Raw genomic sequence first — 17,440 nt, forward strand, 5'->3', positions numbered from 1 at the left:
CTGCGTCGATGGGGTTCAGGAGCCGCTGACGCCGCCCGCCTCCAGCAGCAGCAGTTCGTGGCCATCGGGATCGGCCAGGCGCAGGCCCCGCGTCCAGGGTGAGGCCCCCGCCTCCAGCTCCAGCACACCAGGTGGAAGCACCTGCGCTCCGAAGGCCGCCGCAGTGGCGGCAATCTGCTCGAGGTTGCTGGCCGCCAGGCGGATCTGCCAGTGGGAAAGGTCTTGCGGGGCCGGATTCCCCGGCTGCGGACGCCCCTGGTTGGGGGGCAGGTAGGCGAGGGTTTCGATGCCCATGCCGGCCCTGCAGCGCAGCGGCGTGATCTGCACCTTCGCTCCGCTCAGCCCATCGAGCCGGTCCTGTTCCACGCCGCTGTTCTCGCCGCTCGGCAACGCGATCAGGCCGAGCCCATCGCTGTAGAAGGCACGGCTGCGGCCGGAATCGGCGATGGCGATGGCGCTGTGATCGATGCCGAGCAGCTCCCAGGCACCGGCTGGCCGCGGGCGGTGCCAGCGGGGATCTCCCTTGCCGGCGGGAAACTGCAGCAGCTCCAGGGTGTGGCCATCGGCATCCCGGAACTTGTATGCCCAGATGCCAGCGGCGGCGGTGTTCCAGTCGGGCAGCCGCTGGGGGGCCTCCGACACCGCCGTGAGCACGCCAGCGGCCAGCAACGGTTGCAGGCGCGCCTGGCTGGCCGCCAGATCCGTCGTGACCAGGCAGAGGTGCTGGAACCAGAGATCACAGCTGCGTGAGTCCGGCGGCAGCGGCCGGCCCGGCCGCTCGCCTGGGCCGGGATCGAGCACCTCGATCAGATCCAGGCGCTCCTCGCCCAGCTGCAGTTGCACCCGCAGCAGCCGCCCTTCCGGCAGCCCGAACAGGGCGGCTTCAGGGCCTTGCACCAGCCGGTGGTCGCCCAGCCGCACAAAGCCGAGCGATCCGCAGAAGAAGGAGGCGCTGCGCTCGGCACTGCTGCAGGTGATCGCCACCGCTTCGATGTGGGGGCCGGGGCCGGCGGTGGCGGCCGTCATGGGCTGGTGGTGCCTGCTGGGGGGGTGCCGCCGGGGCGCTGCAACACGATGCTGAGCACGCCGCCCAGGCTGATCAAGGCGGTGCCGAGCCAAACCGCAAGCGTGGGTTGTTCGGCAAACCAGATCCAGCCGATCAGGCCGGCGAACACCACCGAGGAATATTGAAAGGCGCCGATCGCACCAGGTTCGGCATAGGTGTAGGCCTTGATCAGCAGAAACTGAAAGCAGGCCAGGCAGAAGCCGGAGGCCAGCACCGTGAGCCACTGGCTGGCCTCCAGCCCGCCCAGCAGTGCAGCGATCGGCCCCTCGGGCCGCAGGGGGCCGAGCATCGCCACGCTGGAGCCGGCGCTGCCGATGAGCAGGAAATAGATCATCTGGGTGAGCGGCGCTTCGCTGCGGTCGAGCCGTTTCACGGCCAGGAATTCCACGGCGCAGAGCAGGCCGGCGGCCAGGCCCAGCAGATCGCCGGGACGGGTGAGCAGGGAGGCGTTGGGCTGCACCACGATCACCATGCCGGCAAAGCCGATGCCGAGGCAGCCCCACAGCACCCGGGGCACCCGCTGGCCGAGCACCAGCCAGCTCAGCAGCGGGATGAACAGCGGCGTGGTGTTGAGCAGCACATTGGCGTTGACCAGATTCACCAGCCGCGCGGCGGTGATGAACAGGAAGAAACCCGCCAGCCCGGTGCAACTGCGCAGCAGGTGCAGCAGCGGCACAGCGGTGCGCAGATCACGGCCACCACGCCACAGCACCCAGGGGAGGATCAACACCAGGGCGATCACGAACGTGAGCCAGGTGAATGGCACGGGCCCCATGCCACTGCCGAGCGCTTTGCCGAAGGCGCTCTGGGCGGTGTTCGCCAGGAAGGCCAGCACCAGCAGGGCGGCCCCCAGCAGCAGGGAGCGCATCGATGCGGCGTCCGCCTGTTGGGGTGTGGATGGAGTCACATTCGCCACGGCGCTCAACCCTGCCCGGTGGGCCCATGCTTACCTTCAAAGTCGGCCCTGTCACCCATGGATTCCGTGACCAGCACCGTCAATCCCGACGCCCTCCGCACCCTGGCCAAGCTGCTGGAGGGCAAGGTGGCGATCGTGACCGGCGGCAACAGCGGCATCGGCAAGGCGATCGTCGAAGCCCTCGCCCACCGCGGCGCCAAGGTGGTGATCGACTACCGCTCTCACCCGGAGGCCACCGAGGAGATCGAGCGGGAGATCGGCTCGTTCGGCGGCAGCAGCTTCGGTGTGCAGGCTGATGTGGCGAAGCTGGAGGATCTTCAGCGGCTGGTGGATGCGGCGGTGGAGAAATACGGGCGCATTGATGTGATGGTGAACAACGCCGGCATCGAAACCCGCACCTCCATTCTCACCACCACCCCCGATGACTACGACAAGGTGCTGGATGTGAACCTGCGCGGTGTTTTCTTCGCCACTCAGTTTGCTGCCAGGCAGATGATCGCCCAGGGCGGCGGTGGCCGCATCATCAACATCTCCTCGGTTCACGAAGACTGGCCGATGCCCAACAACACGCCCTATTGCCTGGCCAAAGGCGGCATGCGCATGCTCACCCGCACCGCCGCCCTGGAGCTGGCGCCTCACGGCATCACCGTGGTGAATGTGGGCCCGGGCGCCGTGGCCACTCCGATCAACGACGCCACGATGAAGGATCCGGAGCTGATGGCCAAGCTGGATGCCGCCATCCCACTGGGCCGCATGGCCCGGCCTGAAGAGGTGGCCAGCGTGGTGGCCTTCCTCGCCAGCGACGACGCCAGCTACATCACCGCCACCACGATCTTTGCCGATGGCGGCATCATGCAGAGCAGCCCGGGTCTGTAGCGGCAGGGCTCACGGCCTCGGCTTCCTCAAAGCGCGGTTCTCCCATGATCAGCAGGGAGCCGCGCTGTCGGGCGGCGATCGCCCAGAGCCATTTGGTCAGCAGGCTCACCCGGTTCTCGTTGGCGGGCATGAAGCCCAGGTGGGCCACGCCCCAGATCAGCCAGCCCAGCGGGCCGTCCACTCGCCAGCCGCGCAGGTCAGCCTCGGCGTGCAGGCGCCCCAGCATTGCCATCGAGCCGAAATCCACAAAGCGAAACGGCACCTGGCGGCGGCCCTCCAGCCCGGCCCGCAGGTCACGGGCCACCCAGCTGCCCATCTGCACGGCCACACTGGCCAGCCCCGGCAGCGGAGGGGCTCCGGGGCTGGGTGCGTAGGCGCACAGGTCACCCACCACCCGGATCTCGGGATGGCCGGGCACGCAGAAATCGGCGTCCACCGGCACCCGGCCGCCCCGATCAAGCGGCACGCCGGTGGCCTCGGCCAGCCGGGCGCCCAGTGGGGACGCCTTCACCCCGGCCGTCCAGCACACGGTGGCCGCCTCCCGCACCTGCTCCCCGGCAGCGGTGCTGATCGTGACGCGGCCCGGCTCGATCGCCTTCACCCGGCCCCCCAGCAGCACCTCCACGCCGATCGATTCCAGGAAGCGCCGGGCGCCTTCGCCCAGGTCGGGATGCATGCCGCGCAGCAGGCGGTCGCCGGGATCCACCAGCAGGATGCGGGTGTCGTCGGGATCGAGCTGGCGGAAATCCCGCGCCATGGCGTGGCGCAGCAGCTCCGACACCGACCCCGCCAGCTCACAGCCGGTGGGTCCACCCCCCACCACCACCACCGACTGCAGCAAGCGCCGCTTCTTTGCCTCGGGTGTCTGCTCCGCCTCCTCCATCGCCAGCAGCAGGCGCTCGCGGATCTCCAGGGCGTCGTCCAGCTGCTTCATCGGCGGGGCGATCGCCTGCCAGTCGTCGTGGCCGAAGTAGGAGCTGCCGGAGCCCGCCGCCAGGATCAGCTGGTCGTAGCTCAAGCGGCGCTCGTTGAACACCAGCTCCTTGGCGTCCGCATCGATTTCCTTCACCTCCCCCATCAGCACCTGCACGTTGCGCTGGCCACCCACCAGCAGCCGCAGGGGCACGGTCACATCCCCTGGGGCCACCAGCCCGGTGGACACCTGATACAGCAGCGGTTGGAAGAGGTTGTAGTTGCGCTTGTCGATCAGCGTCACGCGCAGATCGGCACCGGCCAGGGCCTTGCAGGCGGCCAGGCCCGCGAAGCCACCGCCCACGATCACCACATGGGGGCGATCGCGCAGCGCTTCAGCCGGCGGCTCCAACTCCAGAAAGAAGCGCTCGCGGGGCATGGGGATGCAGGCCGGATGGCTTGAAGCCTATTCAGGGCACTGCGGTTCACGAGCCCAGGTAGCTGGCTCGCAGGTGGTCGTCGCTGAGCAACGCGGTGGCAGAGCCGCGCAACCGCACGCTGCCGGCCTCGAGAACCACGCCCCGGTCGGCGATCGCTAGCGCTGCCAGCGCGTTCTGCTCCACCAGCAGGATCGTGAGTCCCTGGCTGTGAAGATCGCGCAGAACGGCCATCAGGTCTTCCACCAGCCTGGGGGCGAGGCCAAGACTCGGCTCATCGAGCATCAGCACTTCGGGCCGTCCCATCAGGGAACGGGCGATCGCCAGCATTTGTTGCTCTCCCCCCGAGAGGCTGCCGGCCAGTTGACGGCGCCGATCGGCCAGGCGCGGAAACAGGCTGTAGCACCAGTCCAGATCAGTCTGGATGGCCTTGGTATCACGCCGCAGGAAGGCGCCCAGTTCCAGATTGGTGGCCACGCTCTGGCGGGCCAGCACCCGGCGGCCTTCCGGGCAGTGGCCGATGCCCAGGCGCACGGTGGCTTCGGTGGACAACGCTGCGAGCGGGCGCCCCTTCCACTCCACCGTTCCCGCCGCCGCATCCACCAGTCGGGAGATGGCCCGGAGCGCCGTGCTCTTGCCGGCCCCATTGGCACCGAGCAGCGCCACCAGCTCGCCGCTGTGGATGTCCAGGTCGAGGTTGCTGAGGGCCTCGATCGCTCCGTAGCGGATCGTGAGCCCCCGCAGGGCGAGCAGAGGGGCGGGGCCAGGGGGTGCCGGGGTCATGCCTGGCTCCCCAGGTAGGCCTCGATCACCAGCGGATCGCTGCGAACCTCGGCGGGGGTTCCTTCCGCGATCCGCTGGCCGAAGTTGAGCACCGCCAGGCGATCGCAGAGGCGCATCATCAGCGGCACGTGGTGTTCGATCACCAGCACGGTGAGGTTGAAGCGCTGGCGCAGCCTCTCAATCAGGTCGGCCAGCGCCGCTTTCTCCGCGGGGTTCATGCCGGCGGCCGGTTCATCGAGCAGCAGCAGCCTGGGGCCGGTTGCCAGGGCACGGGCAATCTCCAGTCGGCGTCTGTGGCCGTAGGCAAGGCTGTCGGCCGGTTGATCGGCCAGCCGATCGAGCTCCAGCAGCTCCAGCAGTTCGTGGGCCCGTTGCCGAAGCTGGTCCTGCTGGCGACGGAAGGCGGGCCGGTTGAGCAGTCCGGCAAGCAGCGGCGATCGGTCGGCGCTGTGCAGGCCAACCAGCACGTTGTCGAGGCAGCTGAGCGGTCCGAACAGGCGCAGATTCTGGAAGGTGCGGGCGATGCCCAGCCGGTTCACCCGCTCCGGTGGCAGGCCACCGATAGCCGCACCCTGCCAGAGGATGCGACCGGCATGGGGGGGCGTCAGCCCGGAGATCAGATTGAAGAGCGTGGTCTTGCCGGCCCCGTTCGGTCCGATCAGGCCCGTGATCGTGCCTTCCTGCACCTGCAGCGAAACCTGGTTGACCGCGACCAGCCCGCCGAAGCTCCTGGAAAGTCCCTCCAGCTCCAGCAGGGGTGGTGCCGTCACCGGCGAACTCCGTTGCCGCCTGCGGCGCGAGCCGGGAAGGCCCGTGCCAGGGCGGCCAGCCTCTCCGGCGTGATCAGCCCCTGGGGCGCCAGGATCGAGCCCACCAGGATCACCAGGCCGAACACGATCAGGCGCAGGTCACCGACCGGCCGCAGCAGTTCCGGCAGGGCTGTGAGCACCAGGCCACCCAGCACCGGCCCGAGCCAGGTGCGGGATCCACCGAACACCACGAAGGCCAGGGTGGTGATGCTGGCATCGAAGCCACCCTGGCGGGCGTTCCAGGTGTTGAGGAAATGGGCGGCCACCACTCCGGTGAGGGCCGCGATCGCGGCACTCAGCACGAAGGCGCTCAAGGCCACCTGGGCCGTGGGCACCCCCATGCAGCGCGTCGCCAGTTCGTCTTCCCGGATCGCAGCCATCGCCCGCCCCAGACGCGTCTGCTCCAGTCGGGCGCAGAACCAGCAGCAGAGCGCCAGCAGCAGCGCCGTGCAGACCAGGTAGCCGCCGGGACCATCGAACGGCTGTGGAATCGCAAAGATCCCCACGGCCCCACCGCTCCAGCCGGCGTTGAGGTTCACCACCCGCAGGATCTCAACCAGGGCGATCGTGGCGATGGCCAGGTAGATGCCCCGCAGCTTCAGCACCGGTCGGCCGATCAGCAGAGCAAGCCCGACCGCCAGTCCCACGGCCAGGACCATCTCCAGCAGCAGTGCGGGCAACGGGTAGAGCCCACCTGCACCAGCAGCGGCCAGGGCGGGCCAGCGTGTGGAGAGCAGGGCCGCCACATAGCCGCCGATCGCATAGAAGCCCGGGGTGGCAAGCGAGAGTTGTCCGCAGCGCAACGGCAGGTACACCGAAAGGGCGAGCAGAGCGCCGAGCCCCATCTGAACCAGCAGGGAGAGGTCACTCACACCTTGCTGACCGTGGCTTTGCCCAGCAGACCCCGGGGCCGGAGCAGCAGCACCAGGAACAGAAAGCCATAGGCAACCCCGTCCTTGTAGCCGGAGAATTCAGCCGGCACCAGCGCCTCAGCCAGCCCCACCACCAGCCCGCCGAGCATGGCCCCCGGCACACTGCCCAGCCCTCCGAGCACCAGCACTCCCAGCCCCTTGAGTCCGAAGCCGATGCCGAAGTAGGGCCCGGCGATGCTCACGCTGAGGGCCACCAGCCCACCGGCGACACCGGCGAGAAAACCGCTGAGGGCAAAGGCGAGCCGGATCATCGCCCCGGCATCGATGCCCAGCAGCCTCGCTGTCACAGGATCCTCCGAGACGGCCTGCAGGGCCTTGCCGAGCCGGCTGCCCTCCAGCCAGAGGGTGAGAACCACGAGCACAACGGCCGCCACGGCCATCAGCAGCAGCTGCACCGTACGCACCTGGGCGCCACCGATCAGAACCGCAGCCGGCAGTCTCCCCAGGCTGCCGGCTGGAATCGAATAGCTTTCGGCCCCCATCAGCAGCTGCACTCCATTCACGATCACAACCCCGGCCCCCAGGCTGGAGATCAGAAAGAGGAGCGGCTCCGCCCGCCGTTGGCGCAGCGGTGCGAAGGCGGTGGCCTCCACCACCAGCCCCATCCCGGCGGCACCGGCACCGGCCAACAGCAGGGCCAGCCAGAACGGCAGGGCGAGCGGAAGCTGGAAGCCGGCGAGGGCTCCGTTTGATCCCACCGCCCCGCCGATCAACAGGTAGGTGAAATAGGCCCCAAGCGTGAACAGCGCTCCCTGGGCGAAATTGATCACTCCGAGCACGGAGAACACCAGCGTGTAGCCAAGGGCGAACAGGGCGTAGACCGCCCCGCTGGCCAGCCCGTTGAAGAGGACCTGAAGCAGGTGCTCAACGCCGCTGCTCATTCGAGCAGGGCGAAGCGACCGCTCCGTCCGCCCGGCTCCATCTGCACCTCGGCCACGTGGAAGCGCTCCTGCACCACCTCACCCTCGGGAGTGAAGGCGATCGCGCCGAGGGGCGTGTCGTAGCGACCGCTCAGCAGCTCCTGCATCAGCTCCTGGCGCACCTCGATCAGCGGCCTTACGTTGATGGGCGTGCGGCGGTTGAGCCGGGTGAGCGCTTCGGCCACCACCTGATAAGCGGTGAACGCCTGGGCGGAGAGCTGGGGGGGAATGGCGCCTCCGGTGGCCTCCTTGTAGAGCGTCACGAATCCCTTGTTGATGGCCGAATCCAGTTCGGGGCTGTAGGCCTGGGCGATCAGGATGCCGTCGCAATAGGCCTGACAGATCGGGTAGATGTTCGGGGTGTTCATGCCGTTGCCCACCACGATCGAGCCCTTGTAGCCCAGTTCCCGGAGCTGGCGGATCAGGTTGCCGCCATCCACCGCCTGGGCCGAGATCACGATCAGATCCGGCTTCAACCGCAGCGCCGCGGTGATCTGGTTCTGGAAATCCTGGTCGTTGAGCTGGGTGCGTTGCACGGTGACCGGTTTCAGCCCCTTGGCGGCCAGAGCACTCTGGAAGATCGCCGCTTCCGAGCTGCTGTAGGCGTCGTCCTGGGCGAAGAAGACCGCCGCGCGGCGGATCGATGGGTCGCGCTTCAGGGCGGCCTTGATCGACAGGGGCGCGATCACGGCGCTGGAGGCCGACACACGGCTGATGAAACTGCCGATCTGGGGAATGCCCTCGGCGGTGTTGGAGGGCGCCACCACCGGGACACCGCGCCGCTGGGCGATCGGGTCGGCGGCGAAGGCCTGCTGGGACAGGGTGGGGCCGATCAGCGCCACCACTCCCGCATCGATCAGCAGGTTGAAGGCCTGACTGGCCGCCTGTTCGTCGCCGCCGCAGTCCTCGATTCGCAGCCGGATCGGCATCACTTTTCCCTTGAACCAGCGCTCAGCGAGCTGCATACCAAGCTGCTGATCCTGTCCATACACGTTGGCGTTGCTGGTGAGAGCCAGCACCGCCCCCACCGGGACCCCCTGGCTGAGATCAAGCGGTTTGTCGCTGCCGGTGGAAGCGCAGCCAGCCAAGGCCAGAGTGAGGCCGCTCAGCCCCAGCAGCAGGCGGGGGAGCGGGCGAAGGCGGAACTGCATGCCGCTCAGGCGATGGCGGCGAAGCTGTCGCGGAACGCCTCCAGGGTGGCGTCGATGTCTTCGTCGGAGTGGGCCAGGGAGGTGAAGCCGGCTTCGAAGGCGCTCGGCGCCAGGTAGATGCCCCGCTCCAGCATGGCCCGATGCAGCTTGCCGAACCGCTCGGTGTCGGCGGCCTTGGCTTGCTCGAAGTTGCGCACCGGACCGTCGCAGAGGAAGAAGCCGAACATGGCACTGATGCTGCCGCCGCAGATCGGCAGGCCGGCGTCCTTGCCGGCCGCCAGGATGCCGGCGATCAGCCGCGAGGTGGTGGCTTCGAGTTTTTCGTAGGTGCCGCTCTGGCGCAGCAGTTCAAGGGTGTGAATGCCGGCGGTCATCGCCAGGGGATTGCCGCTGAGGGTTCCCGCCTGATACATCGGTCCGGCCGGGGCCACCATCGCCATGATCTCGGCGCGGCCGCCGTAGGCCCCCACGGGCAGACCGCCGCCGATCACCTTGCCGAGGGTGGTGAGATCAGGGGTGATGCCGAACTTGGCCTGGGCGCCGCCGTAGGCGATGCGGAATCCGGTCATCACTTCATCGAAGGTGAGCAGGGCGCCGTTTTCGGTGGTGATCTCGCGCAGGCCCTCCAGGAAGCCTGGTTCGGGAGGCAGGAAGCCGGCGTTGCCCACCACCGGCTCCAGGATCACGCCGGCGATTTCACCGGGGTTATCAGCGAACAGCCGCTTGACCGCTTCGAGATCGTTGTAAGGAGCCGTGAGCGTGCTGGCGGTGGTGCTGCGGGGCACGCCGGGGGAATCGGGCAGGCCGAGCGTGGCCACGCCCGAGCCCGCCTTGACCAGGAACATGTCGGCGTGGCCGTGGTAGCAGCCCTCGAACTTGATCAGCTTTTCGCGCCCGGTGAAGGCCCGCATCAGCCGCAGCACCGACATGCAGGCCTCGGTGCCGGAGTTCACGAAGCGCACCATCTCCACGGAGGGGACGGCATCGATCACCATCTGGGCCAGCTGGTTCTCAAGGGCGCAGGGGGCGCCGAAGCTGGTGCCCTTGCCGAGCGCGTTACGCAGGGCGCCGATCACCTTCGGGTGGGCATGGCCGCAGATCGCCGGCCCCCAGGAGCCGATGTAATCGATGTAGCGGTTGCCGTCCACATCCCAGGCGTAGGCCCCCTGGACCCGATCGAACACGACCGGCTCGCCGCCGACGGAGCGAAAGGCCCGCACCGGCGAATTGACGCCGCCCGGCATCAGCTTCTGGGCAGCGGCGAAAAGTTCCTTGGAGCGGGTGGTGTTCAGGGCTGGAACCGAGACGGGGGCCGATGTCAAAGCTGAATCCGCGGGTGTTGGGGGCGGCCCGTCGAGGGGAACGGCAGGGCGCCCCCGTTGCAACAGCCATTTCCCATCCTTACGCAGGAATGGCTCCTTCCGTCCAGTCGTTGCCGGGTCGGTAAAGTCCGCTTGGTTGATTCTGCTCCCGTTGGTGGAAACCTCCAGCACATCGAGGCTCCCCTGGAAGCGGATCGAGCGGCACCTGCGCCGCATCCTGCCGGAGCGGGCCGTGGTGGCGCGCCGCCAGGAACTGCTCACTTACAACTGCGACGGCCTCACCCTGCACCGCCATGAGCCGCCCCTGGTGGTGCTGCCGGAAACCACCGAGCAGGTGGCGGCCATCCTGGGCTGCTGTCACGCCATGGGGGTGCCGTTCGTGGCCAGGGGCAGTGGCACCGGGCTCTCCGGCGGGGCGGTGGTGGAGCAGGAGGCCCTGCTGGTTGTCACCAGCCGGATGCGATCGGTGCTCGCCGTTGATCTCGAGAACCAGCGCATCACCGTGCAGCCCGGTGTGATCAACAGCTGGGTGACCCGGGCGGTCAGTGGTGAAGGCTTCTACTACGCCCCGGATCCCTCCAGCCAGGTGGTCTGCAGCATCGGCGGCAACGTGGCCGAGAACGCCGGTGGGGTGCACTGCCTCAAGTACGGCGTCACCAGCAACCATGTGCTGGAGCTGGAGGTGGTGTTGCCCGACGGCAGCATCACCAGCCTGGGTGGATCGCTGGCGGAGATGCCGGGTCTGGATCTGCGGGGCGTGTTCATCGGCAGCGAGGGCACCCTCGGCATCGCCACCGCGATCACCCTGCGCCTGTTGCCCCAGCCCCAGACCGTCGAGGTGCTGCTGGCCGATTTCGGCGCCATGGAGGCGGCCGGAGAGGCGGTCCGCACCGTGACGGCCGCTGCGGTGCTGCCGGCCGGCATGGAGATCATGGACAACTTCACGATCAACGCCGTCGATGATCTGTTCGGGGTCGACGAATACCCCCGGGATGCGGCAGCGGTGCTGCTGATCGAACTTGATGGCCGCTCAGAGGAAGTGCAGGCTGCGGCGGAGCGCTCGATTGAGCTTTGCCTCCAGGCGGGTGCCCGCTCGATCCGGCGAGCCCGCAGTGCAGCTGATCGGGCCCAGCTCTGGAAGGGCCGCAAATCGGCCTTTGCGGCGGTGGGCCGGATCACGCCCACCTATTACGTCCAGGATGGGGTGGTGCCCCGCAGCGCTCTGCCGAGAACGCTGGCGGCGATCGAAGCTCTCAGCCGGGCCTATGACCTTTCAGTGGCCAATGTGTTCCATGCCGGTGACGGCAATCTCCACCCGCTGATCCTCTACGACGCCAGCAGCCCAGGGGTGCTGCAGCGGGTTCAGGATCTCGGCGCCGACATTCTGCGGCTCTGCATCGACGCCGGTGGCAGCATCACCGGTGAGCATGGTGTCGGCTCCGATAAGCGCTGCTACCTCGACTGGATGTTCAGTTCCGAGGATCTGGCCACGATGCAACGGGTGCGCCGGGCCTTTGATCCCGAAGGCAGGGCCAACCCCGGCAAGCTCTTTCCCACCCCGCGCAGCTGTGGGGAGTCGGCGCGGCGCGGCCGTTCGATCGGCCTTCAGCTGGATGGCTTGCCACTCTCCGGCGATGGCAGCGGAGATGGGAACGGTGCCGATGCCGCCGCGCTCGGCGCAACAGTTGAGGTGTACTGAATCCCGCTCCAGTGCTGCTCTGGAAGGGTTGGCATACTGAGTCGGTTGTTCTCCGCTCTGATTCGGTGTGCTGAAGATCCTGAGCTTGCCGATTCCGGCTCCGGGTGCCCTGGTGCTGGCCCTGGCGGCCCTGCTGGTGCCGCTGCTGACCCCTTCCACCGCCAGGGCGGAAACGGTGATCGAGCGGGCGGCCCGCACCGGGGTGATCAGCCTGGGTGGGCCGACCAACCTGGCCCCTTACTCCTTTCTCAACGAGAAGCAACAGCCGACGGGCTACGGAATCGCCGTTGCGGAGCGGATCGCCGCCGAAGTGTCCCGCTATCTCGGCAAACCGATCACCCTTGATGTGCAGCCGGTGAATGATCCGGCCACGCTCTTCCGCCAGGTGAAGACAGGCGAAGTTGATCTTGTCTGCGGCGCCCAGTTCACCTGGGAGCGGGAGATGTTCGTTGATTTCACCCTGCCGTTCAGCCTTTCCGGCATCCGCATGCTCACCCCGCAGGGGCGGCTCAGCGGCAGCGCCGATTCCTTGCTGGGCAAGCGTGTGGGGGTTGTTGCCGATTCGCTCGGGGATCGGGCGATCAAGGCTCTGCAGCCCAGGGCGGTGCGGGTGCCCGTGGCTGGCCTGAATGAAGGGGTCAGCCAGTTGGTCGCCGGTCAGCTCGATGCTGTGGCTGGCGATTCGCTCCTGGTCGCCGCCGCCCTGCAACGCAAGGGTGCCCAGGGATTTGCACTCGTGCCGGAGGCGCCCCTGGCACGCTATGCCGTGGGGTGCATGCTGCCGGAGAACAATTCCACGTTCCGCAATCTCGCCAATCTGGCCGTGGCGAAGCTGATCCAGGGCTACCTCAACGACAACAAGGCGGATGTGCAGCTGGTCAACCGGTGGCTGGGCCCCGAGGGAATGCTCGGCCTTCCTCCCCAGCTGATCAAGGATTACTTTCAGACCGTGTTGCTCAACCACGAACAGATCCTGGTTCCAGCAACGTCCTCTGCCACTCCGTTGGTGCAAGCCCCATGACGATCACCTCCCGTGCCGGCATGCTCGGCCTGCTGGTTTCCCTCACCGTGCTCAGCGCGCCGCAGGGCCAGGCCGCCGGCAGCCCGCCGGCGTTCGCTGGCCCCGACAGCACGATCGAGCAACGGCTGAGCCGCATCGCCGCCGCCCTGCGACAGAGGCAGGGTGTGATCGATGATCCGGCTTCACCCAGCGGTGACCAGCAACTCGCCGCCGGTTTCGCCAATGGTCGCTACGGCGGCGCCGTACGCGGTCCCGGCGGGGGCGGCTTCGTCAACGGTCACCCCTATTACGGAGGCGGCAGCCGAGGTTTCGTCAACGGCGGCGGTGGCTTCGTGAATGGGGCCTATGGCGGCGGCGGCTTTGTCAACGCTGTCCCCCGCGGTGGCGTTTTCCGGAACTGGTAACCCGTTCAGTTGCAGCCCTGCACGGAGATGCGATAGCTGAAGCCCAGGGCACCGGGCTGGGAACTCGATCCGATGTGGAAGTTCATCAGGCTGGTGCGGCGACCGGGGATCGCCGGGAAGGGGCCGAACATGCGGCCTGTCCCCTCCGGCGGTGAAATCGTCACGTCGAACAGGCGCAGGCTGGCGCCATCGGTGAAGCGCATGTAGCCCCGAACCGGGTAGGTGGCGGGGTCGGTGGAGGTGGCGGTGAAGAAGAACCGATAGCTCGTGAAGGGTCTGTCCACGATGAAGTCGGTGTTCCAGTTGGTACGGCCCAGCAACCGACCTGGCCCCACCCGCTTCGCCACCACCGGATCGCCGCTGCCGCCCAGGGGCATCAGGAAGCTGCAGACGGGTTCGGCCTGGGCGCCCGTCGACCAGCCCAGCGCCAGCACGGCCGCCAGGCTCAGCCAGGATTGATTCGGCCTGAGCCGCTGTGAACGACGATTCAGATCGCTGTTGAGCATCGGGATTGTTTTGGCGCCAACCTTAGGGCTCTCAGCAGGCGCCGAGCCGCCCCTGTCTGCGCTCAGCACCCTGCCATCGGGCTGGTCTGGAAGCTGAAGCCGCCGTCCAGATCGGCCCCGTGATCGTCACCGTCACCGTCACCGTCGTTGTCGTTGTCGTTGTCGTCGTCATCCTCGGGGAGCTGGAGATTCACCAGCACCGGCGCATGATCGCTGGGTTGCTCCTGGCCCCGCACCACCTTGTCGATCGCACAGCCGGTGGCCCAGGCCAGCAGGCTCTCACTGAGATAGATGTGATCAATGCGCCAGCCCCGGTCCCGGTCCCAGGCGCCGCTGCGGTAGTCCCACCAGCTCCAGTGGTTGCCGGCTGGCTCGAACAGCCGGAAGACGTCATGGAGATCTCCACCCAGGGCCGCCTGCAGCGCCTGGCGCTCGGCCGTGCTGGCCATGATCCCGCCGCTGAGGCGGGCCGGATCGTGGATGTCGCGGTCTTCGAGGGCGATGTTGAAATCTCCAAGCACGCACAGCTCTTCGCCCCGCTCCGCCTGGACGGCCAGGTAGCGGCCCAGGCAGGCCAGCCACTCCAGCTTGTAGCCATACTTTTCGCTGCCCAGTCCTGAGCCGTTCGGGACATAAAGGTTGAGCACCCTCACGCCCGCCACCCGGGCGCTGATCACCCGCTTCTGCTCGCTCAACCGTCTGGCGTCAGCATCCTCGGGCAACAGGGCCGCCAGACCCACCTGCACATCCTCGAGGGGCAACCGGCTGAGCAGGGCCACGCCGTTGTAGGCCTTCTGGCCACTGATCGCCACGTCGTAACCCAGGGACCGGAAGGCCTCGGTGGGAAACAGCCGGTCCTCCACCTTGGTTTCCTGCAGGCAGAGCAGATCAGGGTTCTGCCGCTCCAGCCAGGCCAGCACCTGGGCCAGCCGGGTGCGGACGGAGTTCACATTCCAGGTGGCGATGCGCATGGCCTGAACGAGAGCGGCTGGCGATGAGCCCTAGCATCGGATCCCGTTGATGCCTGCCCCGCCATGGCGCCTCCCCTGGCCTTCCGTGCTGTTGCCTTGCTGGCCGCCGCTGTGATCGTGGTGCCGGGGATCGTGCGCGCCGATGGGTTCGGAGCCGGTCAGTCGGTGCAGGAGAAGCAGCTCTACGACTACGGCCCCGATCAGAACAAGGGAATTCTCAACACCACCAACCCGATCGAGCTGATGAACCGGATCCGCCGCGGTCAGGCACTCGATAACGCCACCGACCCCGGCGATGCCATTGATCGGGCGCTCAGGGAGCTGGAGGTGAAGACGGTGCCGGCAGGCCAGACCCCTGGATCGGCGGGGATGAAGGGTCCTTAGGAGGCTGGCCGCTGGCGGGGCTGCGCAAGGGCGCCAGCCCCCAGGCTGCGGCCACCTGATCGAGGCGGGCATCCTGGCGATCCGGTTGCCGTCGCCGCGCTTCGGCCAGGATGGCGAGAGCGGCCTGGGTCTGCCCCTGCTGCTGCTTCAGCAAGGCCCTGGCCAGCACGGGTCTGGGGTCACTCGGGAAGCTTCTGGCCAGGCTCTGGTAGAGGGCGTCGGCTTCAGCGAGCTGGCCGCGCCGCTGGCGCAGGTCTCCAAGCAGCAGGCCGATCGGGAGGGCCTGGGGCTTCAGCTGGGGCAACGAGGCTTTCTGCAGTTGGGCCTGCAGCTGCGCCTGGGCCGCTTCTCCCTGGCCCTGCTCCCACTGCAGCAGGGCCATCAACTGGAGGGCTTCGATCCGCTCAGGATTCATGTTGAGCAGCTGCCGCACTTCCCGCTCGGCACCGCTGCGGTCATTCTGGGCACGGCGCAATTCGGCCAGCATCAGCCGCAGCGGCCAGCGGTCGGGTTGCTGATCGGCCATCCGCTCCAGCAGAACGGTGGCTTCGGCATTGGACTGCAGGGCCAGCAGGAGTTCCAGCAACCGTTGCTGCTGCCCCTGGGTGGCGTTGCCCCGGGCAAGGTCGGCCTTGAGCAGGGCCACCTGCTTCTGAGCCTCCAGCCGGGATCGATCGGCATTGGCGGGGGCAGGGTCACGCTGGGCCAGCCACCAGCCCGCCCCCAGTCCGCCGAGCGAAAGGGCCAGGCCTGCCGCAGCAAGCCAGAGCCCCCGGCGGGCGGCAACGATGCGGCCGACACTCAGTCGGGAAGCCATGGATCGATCGGAGTTCAGTCAAGTCTGGCCCCTGGAGGCCTGGCTAGATTGCGGCACGGGCCAATGGTTGCCCCCCCTGAAGATGCGTCACCATCCGATTTCCCCGGTCACCGAACCGATGCAGTACCGGGCCATTGGCGTGGTTCGCGGCCAGTACGTTCCAACCGATGCGGAGCAGCCCACCCGTGGCCTGATCCACACCGCCGATGGCACAGCGATCGAAGCGGTTGTGCTGGGCAGGGTTCTCAGCCTGGTGCGTCGCCATCTCGACATGGCCAGCCCCCATCTCTGGGTGGTGTATCCCCGCATTCGCGAGCCTGGCAGCCTCCATCTCCAGATGGTGGGGGTGTGGGAGCCCAGCACCCTCGATGCCGTCGAGTCACCCCCGGCCGATGACCAGCCCCCAGAGGACAGCCTTCCGGAAGGGGATGACTACTTCTCCGTGCGCGGCGAGCTGATCTTCACCCGGCCCGAGAGTGGTGACCTGGTGATCAAGGTGCGTCAGAAACCCCGGGCCGATGGCACCAGGGTGCAACCGTTCAAGCTGCAGTTGCGCGGCCAGATCCCCCTGGAGCATCTGCGCCATTTCGTCTCCCTCGATCTGCGACGTCAGGCCAGTCAGCTGGAGGTGGAGCGCTTCGAAGTGATCGGTCCGGTCGCCCAGCGCGGCAACCGGGGCGGCAAGGATCGCAGCGGTTCTGGTCGCAGCAGCGCCGACCGGAGCGAGCGCAAGCCACCGAGGAATCCGATCAGCCGGGGTGAGGCCCTGCCCCCTGGCGGCCGCCGCACGGCGATCATTCGGCCGGGGAGCTGAGGTCGTTCTGTGGACCATCCCGAATCCAGCTCCACGCGAAGGGTTCCAGCTCCGGATCCCGGCGATGGCTCGATCAGCACGCTGACGGCGGGGATCGTGGTGGCTGCTGGCACAGGCCTGGCGGTGCTCGGGCCGGTGTTGGGGATCTCCCCCTGGCTGACCAGTCTGGCGGTCGGTGCTGGACTGGTTGGTCTCACGGTGGATGCGGCCCGTTTCGGTGGCAGGGGCGGCCATCTGCTGGCTGAAGCCCTGCCCGGTGGCCGGCAGCGGCTGCGGCGGATTGCGATCCACGAGGCGGGCCATTCCCTGCTGGCCGAGCAGAACGACCTGCCGATTCGACGGGTGCTTGTCGGCAGCCTCGCCTGCCTGCAGGCTGGATTGCGGGCCAGCGGCAGCACGGAGTTCGAGATTCCCGCCCACGCCAAACTGGCCGCTGAAGATCTGCGCCGCTGGAGCCGGGTGCTGCAGGCCGGCATGGCAGCCGAAAGCCTGATCTACGGCCGCTCCCGCGGTGGCGGTGATGACCGGGCCCTGCTCGGCCGCCTCTGGGGATTGTCGGGCTTTGATGTGGCCACCGCCCAGCTGGAACAACGCCGGGCCCGGCGGGAAGTGGTGCAATGGCTGCGACGGGAGCAGCCTCGCCTTGAGGAGCGCGCCGAGCATCTGCTCTCCGGCGCCCCCCGGTTGTTGCGCTGACGCC

General features: G+C 68.0%; 19 protein-coding genes. 7 read left to right on the plus strand and 12 right to left on the minus strand.

Going from position 1 to position 17,440, the window contains the following annotated elements; all coding sequences use genetic code 11:
• Positions 1-15: 15 nt before the first annotated feature.
• A complete protein-coding gene (locus tag KQ307_RS11060) occupies positions 16-1,026 on the minus strand; it encodes a VOC family protein (RefSeq protein WP_259727967.1) in 1,011 nt (336 codons plus the stop codon).
• Positions 1,023-1,982 (minus strand): DMT family transporter, encoded by a 960-nt coding sequence (locus KQ307_RS11065; protein WP_259727968.1) that lies wholly within the window; start codon positions 1,980-1,982, stop codon positions 1,023-1,025. Before KQ307_RS11065 ends, KQ307_RS11060 begins: the two co-directional genes overlap by 4 nt.
• Positions 1,983-2,048: 66 nt before the next feature.
• Between KQ307_RS11065 and KQ307_RS11070 the strand changes: the two genes are divergently transcribed.
• Complete coding sequence (locus KQ307_RS11070; RefSeq protein WP_399242051.1) at positions 2,049-2,858, plus strand: SDR family oxidoreductase; 810 nt, start codon at positions 2,049-2,051, stop codon at positions 2,856-2,858.
• Here the strand turns inward: KQ307_RS11070 and KQ307_RS11075 are convergent.
• Genes KQ307_RS11075 through hemL form a run of 7 tightly spaced genes read right to left on the minus strand, consistent with a single transcriptional unit; the run spans position 2,833 to position 10,094 of the window.
• Positions 2,833-4,209, minus strand: a complete 1,377-nt coding sequence (locus KQ307_RS11075) for an NAD(P)/FAD-dependent oxidoreductase (protein WP_259727970.1) — start codon at positions 4,207-4,209, stop codon at positions 2,833-2,835. The genes KQ307_RS11070 and KQ307_RS11075 overlap by 26 nt on opposite strands.
• Positions 4,210-4,255: 46 nt before the next feature.
• On the minus strand, positions 4,256-4,990 hold the full coding sequence (locus tag KQ307_RS11080) for an ABC transporter ATP-binding protein (RefSeq protein WP_259727971.1): 735 nt from the start codon (positions 4,988-4,990) through the stop codon (positions 4,256-4,258).
• Positions 4,987-5,760 carry an ABC transporter ATP-binding protein gene (locus tag KQ307_RS11085; protein ID WP_259701551.1) on the minus strand — a complete coding sequence of 258 codons (774 nt, stop codon included), beginning with the start codon at positions 5,758-5,760 and terminating at the stop codon, positions 4,987-4,989. Before KQ307_RS11085 ends, KQ307_RS11080 begins: the two co-directional genes overlap by 4 nt.
• Positions 5,757-6,671 carry a branched-chain amino acid ABC transporter permease gene (locus KQ307_RS11090; RefSeq protein ID WP_259701552.1) on the minus strand — a complete coding sequence of 305 codons (915 nt, stop codon included), beginning with the start codon at positions 6,669-6,671 and terminating at the stop codon, positions 5,757-5,759. Before KQ307_RS11090 ends, KQ307_RS11085 begins: the two co-directional genes overlap by 4 nt.
• The gene (locus KQ307_RS11095) at positions 6,668-7,612 is read right to left on the minus strand and encodes a branched-chain amino acid ABC transporter permease (protein ID WP_259701553.1); all 945 of its coding nucleotides are present in this window, start codon (positions 7,610-7,612) and stop codon (positions 6,668-6,670) included. The genes KQ307_RS11090 and KQ307_RS11095 overlap by 4 nt, the downstream gene beginning before the upstream one ends.
• On the minus strand, positions 7,609-8,802 hold the full coding sequence (locus KQ307_RS11100; protein ID WP_259701554.1) for an ABC transporter substrate-binding protein: 1,194 nt from the start codon (positions 8,800-8,802) through the stop codon (positions 7,609-7,611). Before KQ307_RS11100 ends, KQ307_RS11095 begins: the two co-directional genes overlap by 4 nt.
• A 5-nt stretch (positions 8,803-8,807) precedes the next feature.
• Complete coding sequence (gene hemL, locus KQ307_RS11105) at positions 8,808-10,094, minus strand: glutamate-1-semialdehyde 2,1-aminomutase (RefSeq protein ID WP_259701619.1); 1,287 nt, start codon at positions 10,092-10,094, stop codon at positions 8,808-8,810.
• A 184-nt stretch (positions 10,095-10,278) separates the two neighbouring features.
• Between hemL and KQ307_RS11110 the strand changes: the two genes are divergently transcribed.
• The 3 genes from KQ307_RS11110 to grrA all read left to right on the plus strand — a co-directional run bounded on the left by KQ307_RS11110 (position 10,279) and on the right by grrA (position 13,248).
• On the plus strand, positions 10,279-11,823 hold the full coding sequence (locus KQ307_RS11110; RefSeq protein ID WP_399242056.1) for an FAD-linked oxidase C-terminal domain-containing protein: 1,545 nt from the start codon (positions 10,279-10,281) through the stop codon (positions 11,821-11,823).
• Positions 11,824-11,908: 85 nt separating this feature from the next.
• Entirely contained in the window at positions 11,909-12,844 is a 936-nt protein-coding gene (grrP, locus tag KQ307_RS11115; protein ID WP_259727972.1) for an extracellular substrate binding-like orphan protein GrrP, read from the plus strand.
• Complete coding sequence (gene grrA / locus KQ307_RS11120; RefSeq protein ID WP_259701557.1) at positions 12,841-13,248, plus strand: GrrA/OscA1 family cyclophane-containing rSAM-modified RiPP; 408 nt, start codon at positions 12,841-12,843, stop codon at positions 13,246-13,248. Before grrP ends, grrA begins: the two co-directional genes overlap by 4 nt.
• A 5-nt stretch (positions 13,249-13,253) precedes the next feature.
• Here the strand turns inward: grrA and KQ307_RS11125 are convergent, their stop codons facing one another.
• Both KQ307_RS11125 and xth read right to left on the minus strand, forming a co-directional pair.
• Positions 13,254-13,754 (minus strand): hypothetical protein, encoded by a 501-nt coding sequence (locus tag KQ307_RS11125; protein WP_259701558.1) that lies wholly within the window; start codon positions 13,752-13,754, stop codon positions 13,254-13,256.
• 62 nt (positions 13,755-13,816) lie between these two features.
• On the minus strand, positions 13,817-14,725 hold the full coding sequence (gene xth / locus KQ307_RS11130) for an exodeoxyribonuclease III (protein ID WP_259701559.1): 909 nt from the start codon (positions 14,723-14,725) through the stop codon (positions 13,817-13,819).
• A gap of 63 nt (positions 14,726-14,788) precedes the next feature.
• Between xth and KQ307_RS11135 the strand changes: the two genes are divergently transcribed.
• On the plus strand, positions 14,789-15,109 hold the full coding sequence (locus tag KQ307_RS11135) for a hypothetical protein (RefSeq protein WP_259701560.1): 321 nt from the start codon (positions 14,789-14,791) through the stop codon (positions 15,107-15,109).
• On the opposite strand, the gene KQ307_RS11140 is transcribed toward KQ307_RS11135, so the two are convergent.
• Positions 15,039-15,926, minus strand: a complete 888-nt coding sequence (locus KQ307_RS11140; RefSeq protein ID WP_259701561.1) for a lipopolysaccharide assembly protein LapB — start codon at positions 15,924-15,926, stop codon at positions 15,039-15,041. The genes KQ307_RS11135 and KQ307_RS11140 overlap by 71 nt on opposite strands.
• An 82-nt stretch (positions 15,927-16,008) precedes the next feature.
• On the opposite strand from KQ307_RS11140, the gene KQ307_RS11145 reads away from it, so the two are divergent.
• Both KQ307_RS11145 and KQ307_RS11150 read left to right on the plus strand, forming a co-directional pair.
• The gene (locus KQ307_RS11145) at positions 16,009-16,740 is read left to right on the plus strand and encodes a hypothetical protein (protein ID WP_259701620.1); all 732 of its coding nucleotides are present in this window, start codon (positions 16,009-16,011) and stop codon (positions 16,738-16,740) included.
• Between the two features lie 9 nt (positions 16,741-16,749).
• Positions 16,750-17,436, plus strand: coding sequence for a hypothetical protein (locus tag KQ307_RS11150; RefSeq protein WP_399242061.1), 687 nt, complete (start codon positions 16,750-16,752; stop codon positions 17,434-17,436).
• Positions 17,437-17,440 lie beyond the last annotated feature (4 nt).

Source organism: Synechococcus sp. CS-1326, from assembly GCF_025128115.1.
In the GTDB taxonomy this organism is placed as follows: Bacteria; Cyanobacteriota; Cyanobacteriia; order PCC-6307; family Cyanobiaceae; genus Regnicoccus.